Consider the following 20868-nt stretch of genomic DNA (forward strand, 5'->3'; position numbering starts at 1 on the left):
GAAAAATGGAAGCTGGAAAACTGTCCAAATTTCTCAAGAACGGCGCGATATGGGGCTTTATCCTGTTCGAACTGATCTTCTTTAGCGTCGCGGGCGAATTCATGTCGCTGTCTGACAAGGCGTTTATGGATGTCGACAATATGCTGCTGCTGCTGAAGCAATCGGCGCCGATCGGCATTATCGCCGTCGGCATGACGATCATCATGATCAACGGTAATATCGACCTAAGCGTTGGTGCCATTTTTGCGCTTTCGGCGGTGATCTTGCTGGATAGCATGACGTGGCCCGTCTTTGCGGACCTTGGCGACTGGGTGATCCCCGTGTCATGGACGCTGGCGCTGCTGACGGGTGTTGTGTCGGGGGCCATCAACGGGCTGATCGTCTGGAAAACCGGGGTTGATGCCTTCATCGTGACGCTTGGGTCTATGCTGGGCTTTCGCGGTCTGGTGTTCATGTACAACGGTGAAAACCCCACATCGAGCCTCAACTGGACGCTGGTGGATTTTGCCGAGGCACAGTTCCTTGGATTTCACACTGCGACATGGTTTCTGGCCGTCGTCACGGTTGTCATTTGGTACGTGATGACCCGCACGGTCCATGGCCGCAACGCCTATGCCATCGGCGACAATCGAGAGGCGGCGGTAAACGCGGGCATCAAGGTCGGCCCGCACATGCTGATCAACTTTATGATCATCGGCTTTTTGGCGGCCTTGTCGGCGGTCGTGTTCTATTCAGAATCCGGATCGGTCAATCCAAACGACGGGCAACTGTACGAGCTGTGGGTGATCACCGCCGTGGTGCTGGGCGGCACCAAACTGACCGGCGGGGCAGGGTCGATAATATCCACGCTTGGTGGCGTTCTGGCCATCCAGCTGCTGCGCAAAGGGCTGGGTCACATCGGTGCAGACACATCGACCGTGAACCTTGTGATCGGCCTAATCCTGATCGCGGTGCTGTTTTTGGATCGTCAGCTGAATACCCGGGGGAAAGAGGAGTTGAAGATATGACCGAGCAAAGACCCGCTTTGCGCCTAGAAGGTATCGTCAAAACCTTTCCCGGTGTGCGCGCGCTTGATGACGTTTCATTCGCGGTCATGCCGGGTGAAGTTCATGCCTTGATGGGCGAAAACGGCGCTGGAAAATCGACGTTGATGAAGGTCTTGGGCGGTATTCACCAACCTGACGAAGGCCGGATCATCGTTGAAGAAGTACCAACGGTTATGACCTCGCCCTTGCAGGCGAAATCCAAGGGGATCGTTTTTATCCACCAAGAACTGAGCCTTGCCGAAGAATTAACTGTTGCAGAGAATATTTATCTGGGGGAATTGCCGCGCCGGTCTTTCGGGCGGGTGGACTGGGCGACGCTTTATGCACAGACCGATGCGATCCTTGCAAAGCTCAAGGTTAGCTTCAACGCGAAAACCATCGTTGGGGATTTATCTATCGCCAACCAGCAAATGGTGGAAATCGCCCGTGCGCTGACCGTCGATGCCAAGGCTGTCATTTTTGATGAACCCACAGCATCGCTGACCGACGCGGAAAAGGTTGTGCTGTTTGATGTGATCTCAGACCTGCAAAGTCAGGGTGTGGGGATCATCTATATCTCGCACCGGATGGAAGAGATTTTCAAGATCACCGACCGGATCAGCGTGCTGCGCGACGGGTCCTATCGCGGCACACTGGTCACCTGCGACACCAACGAAGAAGAGGTCACGCAACTGATGATCGGGCGCGCGCTTGATCTGTCGCGCAATGAATCCCACCACGCCTTGGGTGATGTCGCGCTAGAGGTACGTGGCCTGTCGTGCGGTAAGCTGTACAAGGACGTAAGTTTCTCGGTCCGCCGCGGCGAGGTTTTGGGCTTTTACGGTCTAGTCGGCGCAGGGCGCACCGAGATCGTGGAAACGCTGTTTGGGTTGCGCGACCCCGACGCTGGCGCGATCCTGTTAGATGGCCAAGAAGTGCGCGTGTCTTCCCCCGCCGATGCGATTAGCAAAGGCATTTCACTGGTGCCCGAGGACCGCAAAGGTCAGGGCCTTGTGCTGGGGATGAACTGCCGGGACAACATGACCTTGCCGCAGATCGGTGATTTGTCCTCCGGTCCCTTCGTGTCACCCAACGCCGAAACCGCAATCTTTGATAAATACAAAGAAAAGCTCGATATTCGCACGCCCGGCTGGAAACAGACGGTCGGCAATCTATCGGGCGGCAATCAGCAAAAGATCGTCATCGGCAAATGGTTGTCGATGCATCCCAAAGTGCTGATCGTGGATGAGCCGACACGGGGCATTGATGTGGGGTCGAAATCCGAAATTCACAATCTGATCCGCGAATTGGCTGCACAAGGCTATGCCGTGATCGTGGTCAGCTCTGAGATGCCCGAAGTGCTGCATGTCAGCGACCGGATCGTCGCGATGTTCGCGGGCCGGGTGATGCGGATGTTTACCTCTGATGAAGTGACCGAAGAAAGCCTGATACAGGCGATTTCCGGCATCACCAGCACGGATAAGGTTGCGTAGAAGCGCATTGGATTTGCCGGATCGGGCCATGTGGATTTCGAATGGCGCTGCCATAAGTCCACGATTTATCCGGGAACATACAGACGAAATAGAATAGAGGACAGGACATGAAACTTCTCCGTTATGGCGCGCCTGGTGCCGAAAAACCCGGACTTTTGGATACCGCTGGCCGTGTACGTGATCTGTCGGGTGTCGTTGCCGATATTGCAGGCGATACTTTGCGACCCGCTGGCCTGAAAGCCCTGCGTGCGCTGGATCCGGAAACGTTGCCGCTGGTTGAAGGCACGCCGCAAGATGATTTGCGCCTTGGCGCGTGTGTTGGCAATATCGGAAAATTCATCTGCATCGGCCTGAATTACGCCGACCACGCCGCAGAGGCCGGCATGCCAATTCCGCAAGAGCCTATTATTTTCAACAAATGGACGTCTGCGGTAGTTGGCCCGAATGATGGCATTCAAATTCCGCGCGGATCGGCAAAAACAGATTGGGAGGTTGAACTTGGTGTCGTCATCGGCCAACCAGGCTCCTATATCGACGAGGCAAACGCGATGGACCATGTCGCTGGTTTTTGCGTCATCAACGATGTGTCAGAGCGTGATTTCCAGCTGAATCGCGCAGGTACATGGGACAAGGGCAAGGGCTGTGACACGTTTGGGCCGACAGGTCCGTGGCTAGTCACGCCTGATGAAATTGCAGACATGGACAACATGGACATGTGGCTGGATGTGGATGGCAAGCGGATGCAGACCGGATCGACGGCGACACTGATTTTCAAAATTCCGCACCTGATTTCCTATTGCAGCCAATTCATGAGCCTGCAGGCGGGTGATGTAATCTCCACCGGCACGCCGCCGGGTGTTGGCATGGGGCAAAAGCCGCAGCAATTCCTGCATGGCGGTGAAGTCGTGACTTTGGGCATTGCGGGTTTGGGTGCGCAGAAATCAAAAGTATTGGCGGCCTGACAATAGATTAAAGGCCCTCGATTGACTGATAGCACACCGCGCATGTTTTGCTTGGACGATGGCCCCCTTTTTCGACCGATAAGACGTCGACGTGCAGATATACTGATGGTTTTGGTTGGGTGCGACCATAGGGGGTGGCCTTGGTGAAGAACTGTTGGCAAGAGCCTAAAAGATATAAGGTCATATCGCCATAAACAGCGATATGGCACCGACAAGAATTAGGCTCAGCGCCCAGACCAGGTCTAAATTGAACCAACTTCGGGACAGAAACTTCAGTCCGAACCAGCGGTAGACACCAAAGGCCATCAGGCCGCCGGAGAGTGTCATCGCCAAGGTATGAACCAATGCGACACCCACTGCGATCGCGGCAGTGCTGGTCATCAGGGCTTGGGCGGCGGCGTGTCCGGCATCGGTGTCGACTGTCCGGCAGATGCCTAGGTAGATCGGCACCAACATCAGGCCTGCACCATGGGCCATGGCCGCAAGAAACGACCACAGCGCCAGCCGGGACGGCGGCACGCGGGCCAGAAAACGCGGATGGCGGCGGTTGAAGAACAGCCAGACGCCAAGCCCGATCACCAGACAGGCTGCCGCAATTTGGATTTCGTGCTGCCATTGCGCCACGAATAGCAAGGCTGTGAACGGAAACAGGATCGCCCCCATCGCCAGCAGATGCCCAGCGGCCAGGGCACCGACCGCCTTGAAAAGGCTGCTCTGCGATCTGTCCATCAGGGCGGCCGATACGGCCAGTGGCCACCCCATGCCGGGATTGACGCCGTGATAGATGCCCGAGGCCACAACGGCCCACCAAAGGGCCGCTGCCGTCGTCATATCCATAACGCCTTACACCGACGGATAGCAGAAACTATCGGTCGAGCAGTCGCCACCCTCGAGCCGGATTTGGTGGCTGCGATAGCCTTGCGGGAATTCAACGAAGAAATCCTCGGCCAAGGTCAGACCGCCATCTTCGCCGACATGGGCCATCACCATCTGCCCGCCCTCATCATCGGGATAGAACTGATCGTCCCACGTGGAATAGAGCGAGTTGGTCCAGTAGACACGCTTTCCGTCCCGGCTGATCTCGACCATTTGGGGCGCGTAGGCAAAAGTCTTGCCGTTGGGATGCTTCGTCCCACGCGCGATCCCGCCCAATTCAACCTTGCCGGTCAGTTTGGGGTTCATCGGGTCGGTGACATCATATTGATGCATCTCGCCCAAGCCCCAGCAGGCCACGTAGAGATATTTGTCATCAAGACTGAGGTCGATGTCGGTGACCAGCGGCGGCACCGCCTCGAACCCTTTTAGGAGCGGCGGCAGATTTTCCGCCTTTTCCGGGCGCGGATCGATAGTGATGGTTTTCTTTGCCTCGAACGTGCCGTCGTCCTTTTGCCACCACGTAAAGATCGCGCCTTGTAGGTTCGTGGTGTCGATCACCACGCCGCAAAAGCCGTAATCTTTTGACGGGTCGTGCGCGGGGCGGATTTCCAACGCCATTTGGTAATTTTCGCCCAGATCAATGGTCTGGACGTTCTTGCGCTGCCGCAGGTTCCAGAAATGGATCGAATGCCCGTATTTGTTGGCCAGAAGGTCCTCGGCGACGATGCCGTTCTCGAACTGCGGCGGCAGACCCCATTCGGAACTGATCATATAGTCGCGCGGCAGATTCCACCAAAAATCATAGTGCTTGTCTTGGCTGCCGCGGTCCATTTCGTAGCGACCCAGAATCTCGAAGGTTTCGCAATCCATGATAAAGATACCTGGCGGGCCGTCGGTGCCATCTACGCCACCGCCGCCCAGCGTCGAGACGTAGATGCCTTCGGGGCCGCAATGGATCGTGTGGGGGCGCGAATAGCCGGTCTTTGCAAAGACCTCCTCTGGTTCGATAATCTTGTGGATCTTCGCCTTCAACGGCTCTTTCACGTCGATGATGTAGATCCGCGACGACCGGATGCCGGGGATGATCAGGTAGCGGCGTTCCAGAAAGGCATGGCCGGACAGGGGTGACAGGGACGACGAACAGGCGTTCCAGCCGAAATGGTGAAACTCGTCGCCGGTATTGGGCATGATCACCTGATGGACGATCTGGCCGTAGGTGTCGGATTTCGGGTTCACATCAACAACCGCCAGCCCGTCGGGGCGCGATCCGTCCGGGCTAAGCATCAGTGTGAAAGCCAGGGTTTCGGGCGGGGCCTCCATCGCAAGTTTCGGCGTCGCGTGAAATGTTGGATCTGGTCTCAGGTTCATTGGTCGTTCCTCCCTTGAAAAAACGTCTATCTTCCTGCGCGATCTCCTCGATCTCACCCTATCCTGGATTCAACCTGCGGGGTGTAATTTCTTAGCCGCGGTTTCGGATGTATCGGGCGAGAGACTTGGCGCGACCTTTGCGGCCAGCGCCCGCGCTTGTTCGCGCAAAACGAATTTCTGAATCTTACCCGTTGTGGTGCGCGGGATCGGCATGAAAACGATACGCCCGGGCACCTTATATCCCGCCAGTTGCATCCGGCACCAATCCCGAAGCTGATCCGCGTTCGGTTCGGCATCGGCACAAAGCTCGACGAATGCGCAGGGTGTTTCGCCCCATCGGTCGTGCGGCATGGCGACGACGGCCACAACGGCCACGTCAGGGTGACGATAAAGCACCTCTTCGACCTCGATCGAGGAGATGTTTTCGCCGCCAGAGATAATGATGTCCTTGGACCGGTCCTTGAGCTGGATATAGCCGTCGGGGTGCATCACGCCGAGGTCGCCTGAATGGAACCAGCCACCGGCAAACGCTTCCTGCGTGGCTTGCGGATTGCGGAAATAGCCTTTCATTACGACGTTACCGCGAAACATGACCTCTCCCATGGTCTGACCGTCGCGCGGCACCGGCGTCATCGTTTCGGGGTCCATCACGTCCAGTTGTTCCAGCGCCAGATAGCGGACACCTTGCCGGGATTTCAGCCGCGCCTGCTGAGCAGGCGGCAGGTTGGTCCAGCTGTCGTGCCAGTCATTCACGACCGCGGGACCATAGGTTTCGGTCAATCCATACAGATGAACGACATCGAAGCCCGCCGTCTTCATATCGGCCAGCAGTTTTTCTGGGGGTGGTGCAGCGGCGGTGAAGAACTGCACGTTGCGGTCGATGTCGCGTTTGACCGCCGCAGGGGCTGCGATCATAAGCGACATGACAATCGGCGCTCCGCACAGGTGGGTCACGCCCTCATTGGCCAGCGCCGACCAGATTGGTTCAGCCCTGACCTGCCGCAAGCAGACATGGGTCCCGATGATGGCGGACAGCGTCCAAGGAAAGCACCAGCCGTTGCAGTGGAACATCGGCAGGGTCCACAAATAGACCGCATGTTTCGGCATCGAAGCCGTCAGCGCGTTCCCCTGCGCCAACAAGTAGGCCCCGCGATGATGCGACACGACCCCCTTTGGATCGCCCGTCGTGCCAGAGGTGTAGTTGATTGCAATCGCGTCCCACTCATCATCCGGCATCAGCCACGGAAAATCTGGCGCACCCCCGGACAAAAAGTTTTCGTAGTCCATCGCGTCGACAGCGACCGTCTGGTCCGTAAACTCCGGGTCGTCATATTGGATCAGCACGGGTTTGACCGTCGCCAGTGCGAGTGCGTCCTGCATGAGGGACATGAACTCCCGATCCACGATAACGAGCTTTGACCCGGCGTGATCAAGCTGGAACGCGATGATCGCCGCATCCAGCCGGGTGTTGATTGAATGCAGGACCGCGCCGCACATCGGCACACCGTAGTGGCATTCCAACATCGCGGGCGTATTCGCCAGTAAAGCGGACACCGTATCGCTGCGCCCGATCCCGGCCTGCGTCAGCGCTGATGCTAACTGTCGCGACCGGCGATAGAAATCGGCGTAGCTGCGCCGCAGCACACCATGCACAATGGCCGTATGATCTGGAAAGACGCTGGCCGCGCGTTCCAGAAATGTCATCGGTGTCAGGGGCTGATAGTTCGCCGGATTGCGATCCAGTCCGGTGTCGTAGGGGTTCGCGTTCTTCATCTTAGGCATCCAGCCAAACGGGGGGCCGTTTCGCGATGAAGGCTCCGATGCCTTCTTCTGCGTCACGGGCCAGCATGTTGTCGACCATGACCTGCGTGGCGTAGTCATAGGCCTCTGACAGGGTCATGTCGCGCTGAGCGTAGAATGCGCCCTTGCCGGTCGCCAGCGTCATGCTGGATTTCGACGCGATCTTGCGTGCCAGTTCCATCACGGCGTCCCGCAGATCCTCGACTGCGGCGGTCCTGTTGATCAGTCCCATTTCTGCCGCGCGGTCCGCCGGGATCATGTCGCCTGTCAGCAGCATCTCCATCGCGTGTTTGCTGCCCACATTGCGGGACAGGGCGACCATGGGGGTCGAGCAGAACAGTCCGATGTGAACACCGGGGGTGCTGAATGTTGCCGTCTGGGCCGCGATGGCAAGGTCGCAGCTTGCGACAAGCTGGCAGCCCGCGGCCGTGGCCACGCCGGTGACTTCCGCAATGACTGGTTTCGGGCAGGTGACGATGCCCTGCATCACGCCGGAGCACTGCGTCAGGACCTGCGCAAAATAGGCGCGCCCCCCGTCCGCACCCGCGCGACCTGCTGTCATTTCCTTGAGGTCGTGGCCCGCACAGAAAGCAGGACCTTTCGCGGCAAGGATGATGATCCGGACCGCGGGGTCGGCCCCGGCCCGTGCAAAAGCACCCGCCAATTCTGCCAGCATCGCCTCTGATAGCGCGTTGCGCCGCCCGGGATCGTTCAGGGTCAAACGCAGGATGCCATCCACGTCCAAGTCGTGCGTCAGGATATCACCAGTCAACATGGCATCAGGTCCGTTTGGGCGGGGTGCAGGATATTGATTTCGACGCTGTCGGCCAAAGTGTTGGCGATGAAGCAGTAGCGGTGCGCGCGGTGCTGCATCTTTTCCAGCTCGGCATCCGACGGCGAAAATCCGGTGTCGAACCGCACGAGCGGGCGCAGATCAATCCGCGTCACCGACATCTGACCCTGCGCATTTTTGCCAAGGTGTGCGACCGCATGATCGCTATAGCTCGCCACCGGCCATGCCGCCTTCGCCGCAAGGGCGAGAAAGGTCATCATGTGGCAACTGGACAGGGCCGAGGCAAGCGCCTGTTCCGGGTTGGTATTGGCCGGATCGCCGCCCCAATCGGGGGCAGCGTCCACTTGGATGTCGCAATCGCTGTTGAATTGCACCGTATGTGCATTGGAATACTTGCCGGTCAGCAGCGCGGGTTCCGCACGTTGCCAGTGTAACTGGATCGAAAGGTCGGACATGTGTCAGGTCTCTTGATTGGCCGGGACGCTTAGGCGGCGGCAAGTTTCTTCTTGGGGTCGTAGAACGGACGCTCGACCACGGTCGCGCGGACCAGCCCGGACGGGGTCATGATGTCCACTTCGGTCCCGATATTCGCGTGCGCAACCGCCACCATCGCCAGCGCGATGTTACGTTCAAGCCGCGGAGAGTAGACCGCCGACGTGACCTTGCCGATGTCCGTGCCATCTTTGCTGATCGGCCAGAAAGTAGTGTTCGGACCTTTCATCGGTGCGCCGTCGACGATCACGCCGACTTGGATACGGCTTACGCCCTGATCGCGGATGCGGCGCAGCGCGGCCTTGCCGATGAACTCCGCCTCCATGTCGAGGTCCACAAGTCGGTCGAGCCCAAGTTCGTAAGGGTTCGTCTTGATGTCCGCGTCGGCATGGTAGGATAGCATCCCGCCCTCGATCCGGCGGATCGAGGAGGTGTGCCCCGGCTTCAGACCGAACGCCATGCCCGCCGCCATGATCCGTTCCCACAGTGCATCGCCATGGGTGCTGTCGCGCAGATATATCTCGTAACCCAGTTCGCTGGACCAGCCGGTGCGCGATACGAGGAGGGGGATGCCATCCAACTCAAGTTCGCGGTGCCAGTAGTATTTCAGATCGAGGATGCTGTCGCCGAACAGAGCCTGCATGATCTCGCCAGACCTTGGCCCTTGCAACTGCAACGGCGACACGTCCGGCTCGCCAATCGTGACGTCCAAGCCGGCATGCACGGCCACGCCTTGCGCCCACAGCAAGATGTCGCTGTCGGCCAGGGAAATCCAGAAATGGTTTTCGGCAAGACGCAGCAGGATCGGATCGTTGAGAATGCCCCCTTCCGCGTTCGTGATCAGGACATATTTGCACTGGCCGACGGCCATCTTTGATAGATCGCGCGGCGTCAGCATCTGGACAAAATGCGCCGCATCGGGGCCCGTGATCTCTACCTGACGCTCTACCGCCACGTCGCACAGGATCGCATCGTTGACGAGGGTCCAGAAATTCTGTTCCGGATCACCGAAATCGCGGGGGATATACATGTGGTTGTAGACGGAAAATCCCTTTGCACCCCAACGCACAGTTGCATCGAAATAGGGTGATTTGCGGATCTGTGTGCCAAAGCCGAAGTCGTCTGCGTGCATCTTGTTCCCCCTCATGCGTCACCGGTCGGATAGGCCGGGATCGATTGAACCTGAGCGACTTTAGGTCCGAGCGATGCTCATGTTCGGTCTGAAAATGCGGCATTTTCAGACCGGACGGGCTCATTTAGGGGCAGAGTTGAGACCAATCAGTCTGCCCAGGTCAGCTGATGTTTTTCACCGCCAGTTTGGCAAGGTTGGGGCGATTTGCCTTAACAATGCGAGTCGCGATGTAAGTCATGTATCGATCCACACCCAGCTCTGCTTCCAGCATCGCCTGCATCAGGGCCTGAAACGACATGAGATTGGAAGTGACAGCCTTCAGCACGTAATCCATCCCGCCGCCTGTAGCGATGCATTCCGTGATCTCTTCCCGGTCCATGACAAAGGCTTCAAATCTGTCAAAGTCGGCCTTGCGATGATGGGTCAGCGATACGGTGACCATCACCTGTGTCACATCACAGATCCGGTCTATTGCGATGTCACCGTGATAGCCTCGGATCAGACCAGCCGCCTTAAGGCGATCCAGTCGGGCCCAGCACGGCGTTGCGGAAATGTTGGCAATCTCAGCAAGCTTGGCCTTACTGAGTTGCCCATGCTGCTGAACCGCGCAGAGGATGCGAATGTCGGTCGCGTCGAGGCCAATCCTTTTCATCCGTCGGCACCCACATTGCATCAAGGTCATGGCGGCAACACACCGCACGTTTTGACAAAGCTAACGCGCGAATCTCGGCGTGACAGTTGAATTTGCGACGGGTTCTCCTTTGCCAGCGGCAAAGGACGGATTTATCCGGGTCCACCAGGGATCAGAATGCGCAGCGAAGGGCTTTTGGGCGCTAGGCACGAACTTCATTTTTGGTATCTAAGCATGCATCGGTTGCTTGAACTCGCGTCGTAGCTTTGCCGGCAGAACGACGTTTTAGCTTAGCAAATGCTGCGCGATGCATAGATGTCTGCAATGACGAGCCGCGCGGCAGCATCTTTAGGAGGCGGTGAATGGTCGGTTTAGGCCGTCCATGCCCAACGGGCCAGACGCCTAGATTTCGATAGCTTCGGATATTGCCAGTGCATCTTCAGGTTCGACATCCAGGTATCTGACAATGCTGTCCAATTTTGTGTGCCTAGCAGAAGCTGAACAGCACGCACGATCCTTGCATACTGGCGCGTTGATGTGTGGAGCCACTCGTGGAAGCGGCCGGGCCAAAGGTATTCGGACCCGGCCGTCAGTGAATATGTCATCCACTTCATGACGGAAGTGCGGGTGCCTTCGGAAATCTCAAACCGGACCGGTTTTTGCGTTTTGCTTTTAAGGACGGACCCTCGTTCCTTGATCTGACCGTACGCCATGACATTAACGATTTTCATGCGGACAAGATCACAGCCGCGTAGTTTGTTGGCGATCGCCATGTTGAACAGAGCGAGGTCGCGATGGTTTTGGGCCAACTCTAGCCGAAGGCGGATCGCCCAGACTTGTTTGGGTTTCAGAGGTCGCTTTTGACCGACGATGCGGACTTTGTTCCAAGCGGGCCGAAACGCACAAATGGTTGGTAGGTTCGGTGTTTGCATGAGGGATCGACCGATCCACCATACCCTTCCACAGCGACAACCCGACGTTGACGCCGCATCATATCATGAGATGCTGCGGCGCATCCGATGTCCGCTCCGAGCCCATTTTGACCGATCCTGAGGCTTGCATGAATGGGCGCTCAGGTGAACGGTCGACTCATTTGAGGTTGCCGTTCATGAAATTACACACGCAATACTTTACCTAGTTCACGAACATCAGACAGAACTCATCGGAACACATGATGCCCTTCCTCATGCTATTTAATTGAGGCGTAGAGCAAAGAAAACTTGAGCCCATGGCTTGCCGAGATATTAACGTCCTAAGCTTTCTTTAAATCAGCGACGTCAAATCTCGACCTGGCAACGACAGCCGGGATCGCATCGGGATGCATTGGCTTTGCAAATAGAAATCCTTGAACCTCATCGCAACCGATTTCCGCAAGCGCATCGTATTGCTCCTGCGTTTCGATCCCCTCCGCGATCGTGACGTGACCGAGCGCTTTTGCCATTCCCGTGACCGCCCGAAAAATATCGAGGCTACTGTCGCGGCTCGTAATATCGAGAATGAGGGACCGGTCCAACTTCATAGACGTGTAGGGCAAGCGGGACAGTTGCGACAGGTTCGAATACCCGGTCCCAAAATCGTCGATTGCAATCTTGAGACCTGCGCTTCTCAACGCAATCATCTGCTCCTGTGTTGACTCGAAATCACCCATGGCCATTGTTTCGGTAATCTCGATCTCCACCAGATTGGGATCGACACGGTATTTTTTCAGGATTGTTAGTAGCCGTGGCACCAAGTTTGTATCCGCGAATTCTGCAGGGGACACGTTAACCGACACGGATAGGGAGAGACCTTGTCTTTGCCAGATGCTGCACTGCTTAATGGCTTTTTCAAAAACGGCGGCACCAAGCAGCGGCATCAACCCGGCTTGCTCGGCGATGGGAACAAATACCTCGGGCGAGATTGAACCGCGTTCGGGATGAGTCCAACGCGCCAGCGCTTCAACGGCGACGCAACTCAAATCGGTCGTTGAAAAGCGCGGCTGGTAGGCAAGCGTAATCTCGTTACATTCCATCGCACGCCTAAGGTCACCCTCGACGTCGCGCCGGTCCCGCCACTGCGCACGAAGGGCCGCAGACACGGCCACCATCCGACCTCGCCCAGTTCGCTTGGCTTCGTACATCGCAAGGTCTGCCAGATTAAGAAGGTCTTCGGGGCTGTTCGCATCTTCCGGAAAACGGGCGAGGCCAATGCTCGCACCGACATGTACCTTGGCGCTATCGATTTCGAAGGGCTCCATGAGGCTTTCTAGGATTGCACAGCATAACTCCTCAGGATTTCCCGACGATTGAGGTAGGATAACGACGAACTCGTCGCCAGAGACGCGGGCAATCACCGTATCACGCGGGGGTTCGTCACACAGATCACCCATCGGCGTCATGCAGGTTTCCAGTTCGTCTAAACGTCGTCCAAGCGCCTTGGCAATGCGAACGCTTACGCGGCGGAGCAACTCGTCCCCGGTCTCATGCCCATGCATGTCGTTGACGCGTTTGAAGCCGTCCAGATCAATAAACAGGACGGTGGCACGGTTGATGCCGCCGCCATTGGACAATCGGCTGAGGAGGTGAAAGACCACCGCACGGTTAGGCAAGCCTGTCACACCATCGGAGTAGGCCAGAACGTTCATCCGGACGATATTGCTGTTCAGGCGGTTGACCATCTTGCGGAAGCTATCGGCCAGCCCACCAACTTCGCAGGCGCAATCGACGTCGACGGGGGTGTTGAAGTCACCAGCCACGAGGGCCTCGGTGCTGCGATGCAAGGCCGCGATCTGCGATGTCAGGTTACCTGCCGCCAGAACCATAATTAACGCCGGTAGCAAGATGCACAGCCCGATGGCTAGGCCGATCTGCCAACCGCCAAATCCGGCTTCAACGACCCAAAGGTGGCCTAAGATCGCGAGCCCTCCGATCATGGCACCCATCAGCCCGAAGCGCACCGGTATGCTGTTCAGTCCCTTTCCCTTGCTGCCCATGCATATGATCTCCGCTGTTTTTCGTTCACCTCTCCTAGCCAGTGCGGCATTAGCGTCAATTTCCGGTTTACAAAGCGAGTTGTTATGAGCGGAAGTTATGTAAAATATGACAGAGTCTCAGCAACCATTCCTATGGCCCATTCCCAAAACCTGACCATGACTGTCAATAACTTGGGTTTTCAAATCAAATATCGCGGCCTTCAAAAATATATGTTGGAATTATTGGCGTAAACTGGCCTCGAGCCTCGCGCCTCGCCGCAATCAGAGAACCGTTTTGGAACGGTTCCGAAAGCAGTTATTGGCGCAGCTGCAGCGAATCCACAATTTGTCCGCCGATCTGCCCTCAAGGATCCCAGACGGTGCGTGAACGATCAAAGTCTGCTTTCGGGAAGCTGCACTGCAGAGGCGGAGTGCGTGTTCAATGTCCGCTAAGGGTCGTTCGTTGCCGCCGCTACTGGGGGCAGAGAGCCGCCATTCGCCGCGCCTGCATACTAAAATGGTGTGTCCAAAGAAAGCGGATGGTCGGGGATGCGCCCCCGTGCTTTTTGGGGGGCATCGGTTTTGCGTGGGGTCGCGATCCAGAGCCGTTGCAATTCCTAAAGGACCAGGCACGGTCACGCACCCGAAGCCTGTGTCGTCAGTCCCAGCACCAGCCAGTCCTGCATGCCGCCGCGGTAGTAGTAGATTTTGTCCGGCGGAAAGCCGTTGTCGACCATCGCGTGCATCGCGCGCGTACTTTGAGGGCAGGCCGGGCCATTGCAAAACGCCACGATTTTCTTAGCGGCGTCGCAGTTCCAGCCGGACGATGATCGCACACATCCGAGCACATCCAGGCGGTTTGCCACCTCTTCAAACGGAATCGAGATGCTTCCCGGAATCGTGCCCTTCAATCGCCAATCGGGATCGCGCATGTCCACCACAACGTAGTCGTCATCCGCCAAGCAGGCCAGAACCTCAAGCTCGCCGACGGGGGTGACACCGGCTATCGGGACCATCGGTTGCAGATACCCAGTAATCAGCTGCATGTCGTTCCGGTGGCGTTCGATTTCAACCGATCCGCCAGCCAAGTTGACGACCCGTTTCGTCTCGTCCGCCGTTATGTTGAGAAGTTGAACCATTCGTCGATCTCCAGTCCGGTTTTGTTTCGTTAAGCAGCCTGCGTCCTCTGCATCTTGAGCGTTTCGCGCTGCATCAGACCCCGAACACGGCGAGCCCCAAGGCTACAATCGCAGTAAGGATGCCGATGCGTAATCGCATCTCGGATCGCCTCTACCGCCTTTGCTAGAAGGTCCCGGACCTGGCCCGCAACGGGGATCAGTTCAAGGGCGATGAGTTGGTGAGGCGCCACGAGAATCGGCTTTGCGCACCCAAATCAGATGCGACGGTCCACAATCCACGCATGAACCTTTGTGCATCAGGCTATCGTATCTCAGTCCTGCCGCCCTGATGCAGATCAAGGCCTTCGCGCCGGTTCCATCCTACACTGACATACGCAATAGGCGGCCAGCGTTGATGCCGTGCAAAAGGAGTCGCAGAATGGAATTCAAAAAATAGGGCGATTGCCCCGATTGTCGCGGGCATACTTTACACGACCGCCACCTCTGCAATGGCGCAGGTCGGGGAAATCCCAGAGCGTTTTGGCCAGTACAATCATGGACATGACATGATGTGGGGCAGCAACCAGTGGGGCGGCTTCGGCATGGTCCTTGGGCCGATCTTTATGATCCTGATTGTCGTCGGGATCGTCGCCGCGATCATATATCTTTTGCGCCTGTTTGGTGCGACTGGACCTGCTACCAGCAGTCACGCCGCGCACGACCGTGCCTTGGTGTTGCTGAAGGAACGCTATGCCAAAGGTGAAATCGACTCGACCGAGTTCGCCGAGCGCAAGAAGCTGCTGGCTGACTAACCTGCTATTTTCGTGTGGGTTCAAGCCTCGCGGCACCGTGGCGATTCCTGTCATCGGCGCGCGGGGCTTCAGCCTGCTGTTGCCTTGTGAAGCGCCGGGTCATACGCCTTACCCACAGACGTGGTTTGCTATTGCAACGCTTCTAACCAAGCCTTGAAAGATCAGCATGAAAAGACGCCAATTCCTGACCTCAACCTCCGCAGCGATTATGACTGCGGGTATTGTTTCACCAATGTTTGGCCAGCGTGCATTTGCGCAGGGCCAACCGGCTTTGACCCGCCTTGCAATGCCGCCTCTTTTGGACACGCGTCCGACTGGCCGGTTATCGCTGACGGCAACGTCAGGCAGCAGCAGCTTTTTCGGCGGGCCCGGCACACCGACCGCTGGGTTCAATCAGGGTTATCTGGGGCCGACCATCATCATGCAGAACGGCGATTTGGCGGCCGAAGTGCAGAATAACATTGAAGAACCCATCAGCGCGCATTGGCACGGCCTTTTAGTGCCCGGAGAGCATGATGGCGGCCCGCACCTTCCGATCGCGCCCGGTGCCACATGGCAGCCAGAAATGTCGATTGCACAGGATCCAGCAACCATCTGGTATCACTCGCATATTCACGAACGCACTGCAGAACAGGTCTATTTCGGGCTGGCCGGGGTCATCCACGTGACGGACGGGCAGGACGATGCGCGCGGACTGCCGTCCGCTTACGGGATCGACGATCTGACGCTTGTTTTACAGGATCGTCGGTTCGATTCCGCCGGACGTATGGCCTATGATCCGTCCATGATGGACGTCATGCACGGGTTTGCTGGAAACCGGATGCTGGTCAACGGTCAGGCGGGTGCCACAGCGGTCGTGCCAGAGGGGTTCGCCCGCCTGCGCCTGCTGAATGGCTCGAATGCGCGCAACTACGCATTGTTTTTCGATGATACCCGCCCGATGCATCTGGTGGCGACAGATGGTGGCTTCCTGCCAGCGCCCGTCGCATTGGATGTACTGCGCCTTGCACCCGGAGAACGGGCTGAGGTTCTTGTCGATTTCTCGGATGGTGGCGCGCCGGTACTGATGAGCGATCCTGACCAAGCCTACGGTGTCCTGCAGTTCGCCACTGACAACACGCTGCCAGCGCGGATTACCCGCCTGCCAGAGCAGCTGGATGGTGCGCCAGAGGATTTGACAGGAGCAGAGGTTGCGACGCGGCAGGTCTCTCTCGATATGGGGATGGGCGGCATGATGATGGGCGGCGGTGGCTTTGCCATCAACGGGCGGCCCTATGACATGGGCCGGATCGATTTTGAAGTCGCCCTCGGGTCGGTAGAACGCTGGCAAATCCGCAGCACCATGGTCGCGCATCCGTTTCACGTCCATGGCGTACGCTTCCGCGTGGTCACCGAGAACGGCGGCCCTCCGCGGCCCGAGAACACCGGCTGGAAAGACACCGTGTTGGTGACCGGAGAGGCCGAGATCCTCGCGCGGTTCGACCAACCCGCAAGCCGCGACACACCATTTATGTTCCATTGCCATATCCTCGAACATGAAGATGCAGGCATGATGGGACAGTTTACTGTAACCTGACGCCCGCGCCGCGTGGACCGTCACAAGAGCGTCGGGAGTGCCGATGACAGAGTCCCTACTTGCTACTGAACCGCAGCTACGCCTCATCGTGTTCCTCGGTGTTTTGGTGGCGATGGCCCTATGGGAACTCGCAGCGCCCCGACGCAGGCGAGAGATCCCGCGTGTCATCCGCTGGACGAACAATCTGGGCCTTGTGGTGATCGATACCATTGTGTTGCGATTGAGCTTTCCGATCCTTGCGGTCGGATTGGCCGTGATTGCGCAGGACAGTGGCTGGGGGTTGTTCAATATCATCGATGCGCCGGGGTGGGTTGCGGTCATCGTCTCGATTGTCGTCCTCGATCTGGTCATTTATCTGCAGCACGTCATGTTCCATGCGGTGCCCGCGCTGTGGCGGCTGCACCGGATGCATCACGCCGACCTCGAATTCGATGTCACCACGGGCCTGCGCTTTCATCCGGTCGAAATCCTACTGTCGATGGGGATCAAGTTGGCGGTGGTCGCGGCATTGGGGCCACCCGCCGTCGCGGTGTTAATTTTCGAAGTTTTGTTGAACGCAACTGCGATGTTCAATCATTCCAATATCCGGCTGCCGATGCTTGTGGACCGCTTCCTTCGCTTGATCGTGGTCACGCCAGATATGCACCGTGTCCATCATTCGATCATTCCAGAGGAGACGAACAGCAATTTTGGCTTCAACCTTCCCTGGTGGGATAGGCTGCTCGGGACCTACAAGGCCCAGCCAAAAGCTGGGCACGAGGGGATGACGATCGGGATCGAGCAATTCCGGACAGGGCGCGACCTGTGGCTCGACCGGATGTTGGTTCAACCGATCAAAGGTCCGGCAAGCGGCTATCCGATCAATCGTGAGGCAGGGAAGAAGTCTTAAGCGAACATGCCGGTGGTCGTATTCCGACCGCCAACTGTTTTAAGTGTTGGAGGATAAAGAGAAAGTTAGACACGGTAGACTTGCCGATATGCTGTGCGGTGTAACACGACGCGCCCGGCGTTCAGTCAATATCAGTGGAAGAACACTGAGGTGGAATGATAACTAGTCACCGTACAAAAGCAGACATGCCGCAAGCGCAGCGAATTCACAGCTTGTCCGCATAGCTACCCTCCAAGGCTCTCAGACGGTGCGTGAACGATCACGGTCTGCTTTCGGGAAGCTGCACTGCAGAGGCTGAAGGCGTGTTCAATGTCGGGTAAGGGCCTTGAGCGTCGTACTACATAAGCCGCGGCGACCCGCATCCCGCTACCACATGTTTGTGGATATTATGGATATGACATGAGGAAGGGTTCAAAACAGATTTAGTGCTTCCGGTGTCATACAAGCTTCGATACGTTGAAATCACCCAGCGGAACCACCAGAGAGTTACATTAATGCGACCACTTTTAGGCCATGACGCTATTCACCCTGACATCGACCGTACCGTCAGCACATATTATAGTGACATTGTGCAAGAGGTCAGCGAAGCGATAGGCGCGAACGGTGTTGTAATCGTGGGCATGAAACATAATCCCTTCGTTAAGAAGGCCCGCAAAACCCTTCAAGAGGCGGGAATTGAATTCAAATATCTAGAGTATGGCAGCTATACTTCACAGTGGCACAAACGACTATCGCTTAAGATGTGGTCAGGCTGGGCAACGTTCCCAATGATTTTCGTGGATCAAACGCTTATTGGTGGCTATAACGAGTTGCAGGCGCTTCTCAAAAACCCCGACGCAAAATTGACGTCATTGACGCGCGTTTAATCATTCAAAGGCATTGCCAAGTTTGCTGAATTCCGGGTCGAATTAACCTGTTTTTTCATTTCGTGTTGACCCCTCCAGCTTATGATAACCGAATAGAAAGTCGGTGGAATTCATAACGGCTGTTGGGGTGCGACGTTTCGTGAAACTGGGTTTATTGTCTCGGACAATTCAACACCGTCCCCTTTATAACAGACCAACCCTAAATCGCGGAATTTTCAGGGACGCAGGTCAGTCTTCTTGCGCAACCGGCGCAGATGCCAGCGGTAGATGACCGGGGCTAAGACGTAGTCATAAAGCGCCGAAGCGAACTGTTTGATCACTGGCAGGCCTACAACTTTGCCCAGCCACCGATATTTCGGCATTTGTGCCCAAAGGACCAGAAACGCCGGGATGCCCGATGTCAGCGCGCCATCATGCAACACGTAAAGCCTGCGCGCTGCTGTGTCAGCATCAAGCCCCCACTGCAGGCGAGCGTCAGAGTTCAGGTCGTCAAACTGGATCGGCAATTCGTTGTCACCCGAGTACTGCGCGTAGTGCTGTATTTCGAAGTTACAGACGGGGCAGTCGGCGTTGTAAAGAACAGCTGTCTTGGGATTATTTTCCATAAAACTGAGGTAGTCCCATAAAACCTGAAGTCCAAGTGTCACTGTGTCGCGCAGGTCGCTGCACTGTGCTGAACCACCATCGCCGTCAAAGCCGAATGATCACCAGTATGGCTTATGGACGACTGCTTGGGGGCACTACGCTACATCCTGCCAACGCCGAGAGGGCCGGAGAGTAGACATTCGCAGCAAGCGCAAACCAAATTGGGCAACTAGAACAAAGCGGACGCACGGGGCTGCGAACCAGTTTTTTTGTGCAAACGCAGCGAAGGTCGGCAGTGAGGCTAAACTGCGGATTTCTGTTTCGCGGCAAATGACCGATTTGCATCCATTTCGACACAGTAAGTTATCCAATATGTGGGAACAAAAACGGACTTTAATCGCGTCAGACTGAAAGCTTGTCATGTAACCAGCTCGGTACCTGATCTGGATCAAAGCGTCGTCTATTCGGTTATGCGCAACTGCGCAAAAGCTGAGGTGTATTTATGATACTTTCTGTCTTATCGGCCCTTGCCGAACCTACCCGCTTGGCCGCGCCGCAAATATTGCACCATGGCGATGAGCATTGCGTTTGCGACTTGATGCGTCGCCTTGGCGTCACGCAAGGCCGAATGTCGCGCCATATGCGGGTGCTTAAACAGGCCGGTCCGTTGATCGACAGGCGTAATGCGCAATGGCTGCGCTACCGGATCAAGCCGGATCTGGCACCGCATTTGCGCCGTCTACTGGACGCAGCATGGGTCGAAGGCGTGATAGCATGAATATTTTTGGTTGGCTGAACGATCAATTGCTGCGGATGCAATGGCTATCCGATGTGGTTGCGGCGGGCGTGGAGGGGGTTGGGCTGGACCCTGCATCGCGCGTGGGCGGATCGATCCAATTCTTCGTCTATGATGTGATCAAGATTTTCATTCTGCTTTCAGTCCTGATCTTTGCAATCTCCTATGTGCAGAGCTATTTTCCGCCCGAACGCACACGGCGTATTTTGGGCGGGCGATCGGGCATTGGCGCGAATATCCTTGGTGCATTGCTGGGCACCATCACGCCGTTCTGCTCTTGCTCGTCAATCCCGCTCTTCATCGGCTTCACGGCTGCGGGCTTGCCGCTGGGCGTGACATTCTCTTTCCTAATCTCCTCGCCTTTGGTCGATATGGCGTCGGTCTGTAGATTTCCACGCAGAAGTGAGCCGGGTAAGCGGATAATTTCCACTGAGATTTGAGCCATGTGACCTTTCCTCCAGCGCGATGCGCAATGGGGGACATTGGAGTGATACACATGGGACTTTTGAACATCATTCGACGTATGGCACTGCGCGAGAAACTATCGACCCGCGAGATCGCGCGTCGCACGGGCATGTCGCGCAATACCATCACCAAATATTTGAACGCGGGCACGATCGAGCCGCAGTTCACGACGCCGGAGCGGCAAAGTAAGCTCGATCCGTTCGCCGACAAGCTGACCGGGTGGCTGAAGACGGAGGCCG

General features: G+C 56.8%; 20 protein-coding genes and 1 pseudogene. 10 read left to right on the forward strand and 11 right to left on the reverse strand.

The genetic code is table 11. The annotated features are described in order from the left end of the window. The first annotated feature begins 5 nt into the window (after positions 1 to 5). The 3 genes from BM131_RS17215 to BM131_RS17225 all read left to right on the forward strand — a co-directional run bounded on the left by BM131_RS17215 (position 6) and on the right by BM131_RS17225 (position 3480). A complete protein-coding gene (locus BM131_RS17215; protein WP_090191447.1) occupies positions 6 to 1007 on the forward strand; it encodes an ABC transporter permease in 1002 nt (333 codons plus the stop codon). Further along, the gene (locus BM131_RS17220) at positions 1004 to 2518 is read left to right on the forward strand and encodes a sugar ABC transporter ATP-binding protein (RefSeq protein ID WP_090191449.1); all 1515 of its coding nucleotides are present in this window, start codon (positions 1004 to 1006) and stop codon (positions 2516 to 2518) included. The genes BM131_RS17215 and BM131_RS17220 overlap by 4 nt, the downstream gene beginning before the upstream one ends. Positions 2519 to 2625: 107 nt before the next feature. Continuing rightward, a complete protein-coding gene (locus tag BM131_RS17225) occupies positions 2626 to 3480 on the forward strand; it encodes a fumarylacetoacetate hydrolase family protein (protein WP_090191450.1) in 855 nt (284 codons plus the stop codon). A 180-nt stretch (positions 3481 to 3660) separates the two neighbouring features. Here BM131_RS17225 and BM131_RS17230 read toward each other — a convergent pair whose 3' ends face one another. The 10 genes and pseudogenes from BM131_RS17230 to BM131_RS17275 form a co-directional block, all read right to left on the reverse strand. Continuing rightward, positions 3661 to 4311, reverse strand: coding sequence for a hypothetical protein (locus BM131_RS17230; RefSeq protein ID WP_245754290.1), 651 nt, complete (start codon positions 4309 to 4311; stop codon positions 3661 to 3663). Positions 4312 to 4323: 12 nt separating this feature from the next. Beyond that, positions 4324 to 5724, reverse strand: coding sequence for a selenium-binding protein SBP56-related protein (locus BM131_RS17235; RefSeq protein WP_090191453.1), 1401 nt, complete (start codon positions 5722 to 5724; stop codon positions 4324 to 4326). A gap of 69 nt (positions 5725 to 5793) precedes the next feature. Further along, positions 5794 to 7497, reverse strand: a complete 1704-nt coding sequence (locus tag BM131_RS17240) for an acyl-CoA synthetase (RefSeq protein ID WP_090191455.1) — start codon at positions 7495 to 7497, stop codon at positions 5794 to 5796. 1 nt (position 7498) lies between these two features. After that, entirely contained in the window at positions 7499 to 8299 is an 801-nt protein-coding gene (locus BM131_RS17245) for an enoyl-CoA hydratase (protein ID WP_090191456.1), read from the reverse strand. After that, entirely contained in the window at positions 8293 to 8772 is a 480-nt protein-coding gene (locus tag BM131_RS17250) for an OsmC family protein (RefSeq protein WP_090191458.1), read from the reverse strand. The genes BM131_RS17245 and BM131_RS17250 overlap by 7 nt, the downstream gene beginning before the upstream one ends. Positions 8773 to 8801: 29 nt before the next feature. After that, positions 8802 to 9941 carry a glycine cleavage T C-terminal barrel domain-containing protein gene (locus BM131_RS17255; RefSeq protein ID WP_090191460.1) on the reverse strand — a complete coding sequence of 380 codons (1140 nt, stop codon included), beginning with the start codon at positions 9939 to 9941 and terminating at the stop codon, positions 8802 to 8804. Positions 9942 to 10101: 160 nt separating this feature from the next. After that, positions 10102 to 10593, reverse strand: coding sequence for an Lrp/AsnC family transcriptional regulator (locus BM131_RS17260; protein WP_090191462.1), 492 nt, complete (start codon positions 10591 to 10593; stop codon positions 10102 to 10104). Between the two features lie 381 nt (positions 10594 to 10974). Further along, positions 10975 to 11504, reverse strand: a pseudogene (locus BM131_RS17265) (site-specific integrase). 320 nt (positions 11505 to 11824) lie between these two features. Then, a complete protein-coding gene (locus BM131_RS17270) occupies positions 11825 to 13543 on the reverse strand; it encodes a putative bifunctional diguanylate cyclase/phosphodiesterase (protein ID WP_090191463.1) in 1719 nt (572 codons plus the stop codon). A gap of 614 nt (positions 13544 to 14157) precedes the next feature. Continuing rightward, positions 14158 to 14661 (reverse strand): rhodanese-like domain-containing protein, encoded by a 504-nt coding sequence (locus BM131_RS17275; RefSeq protein WP_090191465.1) that lies wholly within the window; start codon positions 14659 to 14661, stop codon positions 14158 to 14160. A 488-nt stretch (positions 14662 to 15149) separates the two neighbouring features. Here BM131_RS17275 and BM131_RS17280 point away from each other — a divergent pair, with 488 nt between their 5' ends. From BM131_RS17280 to BM131_RS17295, 4 genes are all read left to right on the forward strand, one after another. Continuing rightward, the gene (locus BM131_RS17280) at positions 15150 to 15452 is read left to right on the forward strand and encodes an SHOCT domain-containing protein (protein ID WP_090191467.1); all 303 of its coding nucleotides are present in this window, start codon (positions 15150 to 15152) and stop codon (positions 15450 to 15452) included. A gap of 271 nt (positions 15453 to 15723) precedes the next feature. Beyond that, positions 15724 to 17028 (forward strand): multicopper oxidase family protein, encoded by a 1305-nt coding sequence (locus BM131_RS17285; RefSeq protein WP_245754291.1) that lies wholly within the window; start codon positions 15724 to 15726, stop codon positions 17026 to 17028. 43 nt (positions 17029 to 17071) lie between these two features. After that, positions 17072 to 17917 carry a sterol desaturase family protein gene (locus BM131_RS17290; protein ID WP_090191469.1) on the forward strand — a complete coding sequence of 282 codons (846 nt, stop codon included), beginning with the start codon at positions 17072 to 17074 and terminating at the stop codon, positions 17915 to 17917. A 494-nt stretch (positions 17918 to 18411) separates the two neighbouring features. Beyond that, on the forward strand, positions 18412 to 18783 hold the full coding sequence (locus BM131_RS17295) for a glutaredoxin (protein ID WP_090191471.1): 372 nt from the start codon (positions 18412 to 18414) through the stop codon (positions 18781 to 18783). Positions 18784 to 18998: 215 nt separating this feature from the next. Here the strand turns inward: BM131_RS17295 and BM131_RS17300 are convergent, their stop codons facing one another. Next, on the reverse strand, positions 18999 to 19388 hold the full coding sequence (locus BM131_RS17300; RefSeq protein ID WP_090191473.1) for a thiol-disulfide oxidoreductase DCC family protein: 390 nt from the start codon (positions 19386 to 19388) through the stop codon (positions 18999 to 19001). Positions 19389 to 19870: 482 nt separating this feature from the next. On the opposite strand from BM131_RS17300, the gene BM131_RS17305 reads away from it, so the two are divergent. The 3 genes from BM131_RS17305 to BM131_RS17315 all read left to right on the forward strand — a co-directional run. Continuing rightward, on the forward strand, positions 19871 to 20146 hold the full coding sequence (locus tag BM131_RS17305; protein ID WP_090191475.1) for an ArsR/SmtB family transcription factor: 276 nt from the start codon (positions 19871 to 19873) through the stop codon (positions 20144 to 20146). Continuing rightward, positions 20143 to 20604, forward strand: coding sequence for a permease (locus BM131_RS17310; protein WP_217646885.1), 462 nt, complete (start codon positions 20143 to 20145; stop codon positions 20602 to 20604). Before BM131_RS17305 ends, BM131_RS17310 begins: the two co-directional genes overlap by 4 nt. Before the next feature lie 47 nt (positions 20605 to 20651). Beyond that, positions 20652 to 20868, forward strand: a 217-nt coding sequence (locus BM131_RS17315; protein WP_139222683.1) for a winged helix-turn-helix transcriptional regulator, incomplete at its 3' end; no start/stop codon positions are given.

Source organism: Loktanella salsilacus, from assembly GCF_900114485.1.
GTDB classification, from domain to species: domain Bacteria; phylum Pseudomonadota; class Alphaproteobacteria; order Rhodobacterales; family Rhodobacteraceae; genus Loktanella; species Loktanella salsilacus.

What these genes read in the sequence shown, in the direction of transcription:
- BM131_RS17260 (WP_090191462.1), bottom strand. Translation starts at nt 10,593, where the DNA reads ATGAAAAGGATTGGCCTCGACGCGACCGACATTCGCATCCTCTGCGCG.
- BM131_RS17300 (WP_090191473.1), bottom strand. Translation starts at nt 19,388, where the DNA reads ATGGAAAATAATCCCAAGACAGCTGTTCTTTACAACGCCGACTGCCCC.
- BM131_RS17235 (WP_090191453.1), bottom strand. Translation starts at nt 5,724, where the DNA reads ATGAACCTGAGACCAGATCCAACATTTCACGCGACGCCGAAACTTGCG.
- BM131_RS17280 (WP_090191467.1), top strand. Translation starts at nt 15,150, where the DNA reads ATGGCGCAGGTCGGGGAAATCCCAGAGCGTTTTGGCCAGTACAATCAT.
- BM131_RS17240 (WP_090191455.1), bottom strand. Translation starts at nt 7,497, where the DNA reads ATGAAGAACGCGAACCCCTACGACACCGGACTGGATCGCAATCCGGCG.
- BM131_RS17255 (WP_090191460.1), bottom strand. Translation starts at nt 9,941, where the DNA reads ATGCACGCAGACGACTTCGGCTTTGGCACACAGATCCGCAAATCACCC.
- BM131_RS17245 (WP_090191456.1), bottom strand. Translation starts at nt 8,299, where the DNA reads ATGTTGACTGGTGATATCCTGACGCACGACTTGGACGTGGATGGCATC.
- BM131_RS17290 (WP_090191469.1), top strand. Translation starts at nt 17,072, where the DNA reads ATGACAGAGTCCCTACTTGCTACTGAACCGCAGCTACGCCTCATCGTG.
- BM131_RS17225 (WP_090191450.1), top strand. Translation starts at nt 2,626, where the DNA reads ATGAAACTTCTCCGTTATGGCGCGCCTGGTGCCGAAAAACCCGGACTT.
- BM131_RS17275 (WP_090191465.1), bottom strand. Translation starts at nt 14,661, where the DNA reads ATGGTTCAACTTCTCAACATAACGGCGGACGAGACGAAACGGGTCGTC.
- BM131_RS17305 (WP_090191475.1), top strand. Translation starts at nt 19,871, where the DNA reads ATGATACTTTCTGTCTTATCGGCCCTTGCCGAACCTACCCGCTTGGCC.
- BM131_RS17230 (WP_245754290.1), bottom strand. Translation starts at nt 4,311, where the DNA reads ATGACGACGGCAGCGGCCCTTTGGTGGGCCGTTGTGGCCTCGGGCATC.
- BM131_RS17295 (WP_090191471.1), top strand. Translation starts at nt 18,412, where the DNA reads ATGCGACCACTTTTAGGCCATGACGCTATTCACCCTGACATCGACCGT.
- BM131_RS17250 (WP_090191458.1), bottom strand. Translation starts at nt 8,772, where the DNA reads ATGTCCGACCTTTCGATCCAGTTACACTGGCAACGTGCGGAACCCGCG.
- BM131_RS17220 (WP_090191449.1), top strand. Translation starts at nt 1,004, where the DNA reads ATGACCGAGCAAAGACCCGCTTTGCGCCTAGAAGGTATCGTCAAAACC.
- BM131_RS17310 (WP_217646885.1), top strand. Translation starts at nt 20,143, where the DNA reads ATGAATATTTTTGGTTGGCTGAACGATCAATTGCTGCGGATGCAATGG.
- BM131_RS17270 (WP_090191463.1), bottom strand. Translation starts at nt 13,543, where the DNA reads ATGGGCAGCAAGGGAAAGGGACTGAACAGCATACCGGTGCGCTTCGGG.
- BM131_RS17215 (WP_090191447.1), top strand. Translation starts at nt 6, where the DNA reads ATGGAAGCTGGAAAACTGTCCAAATTTCTCAAGAACGGCGCGATATGG.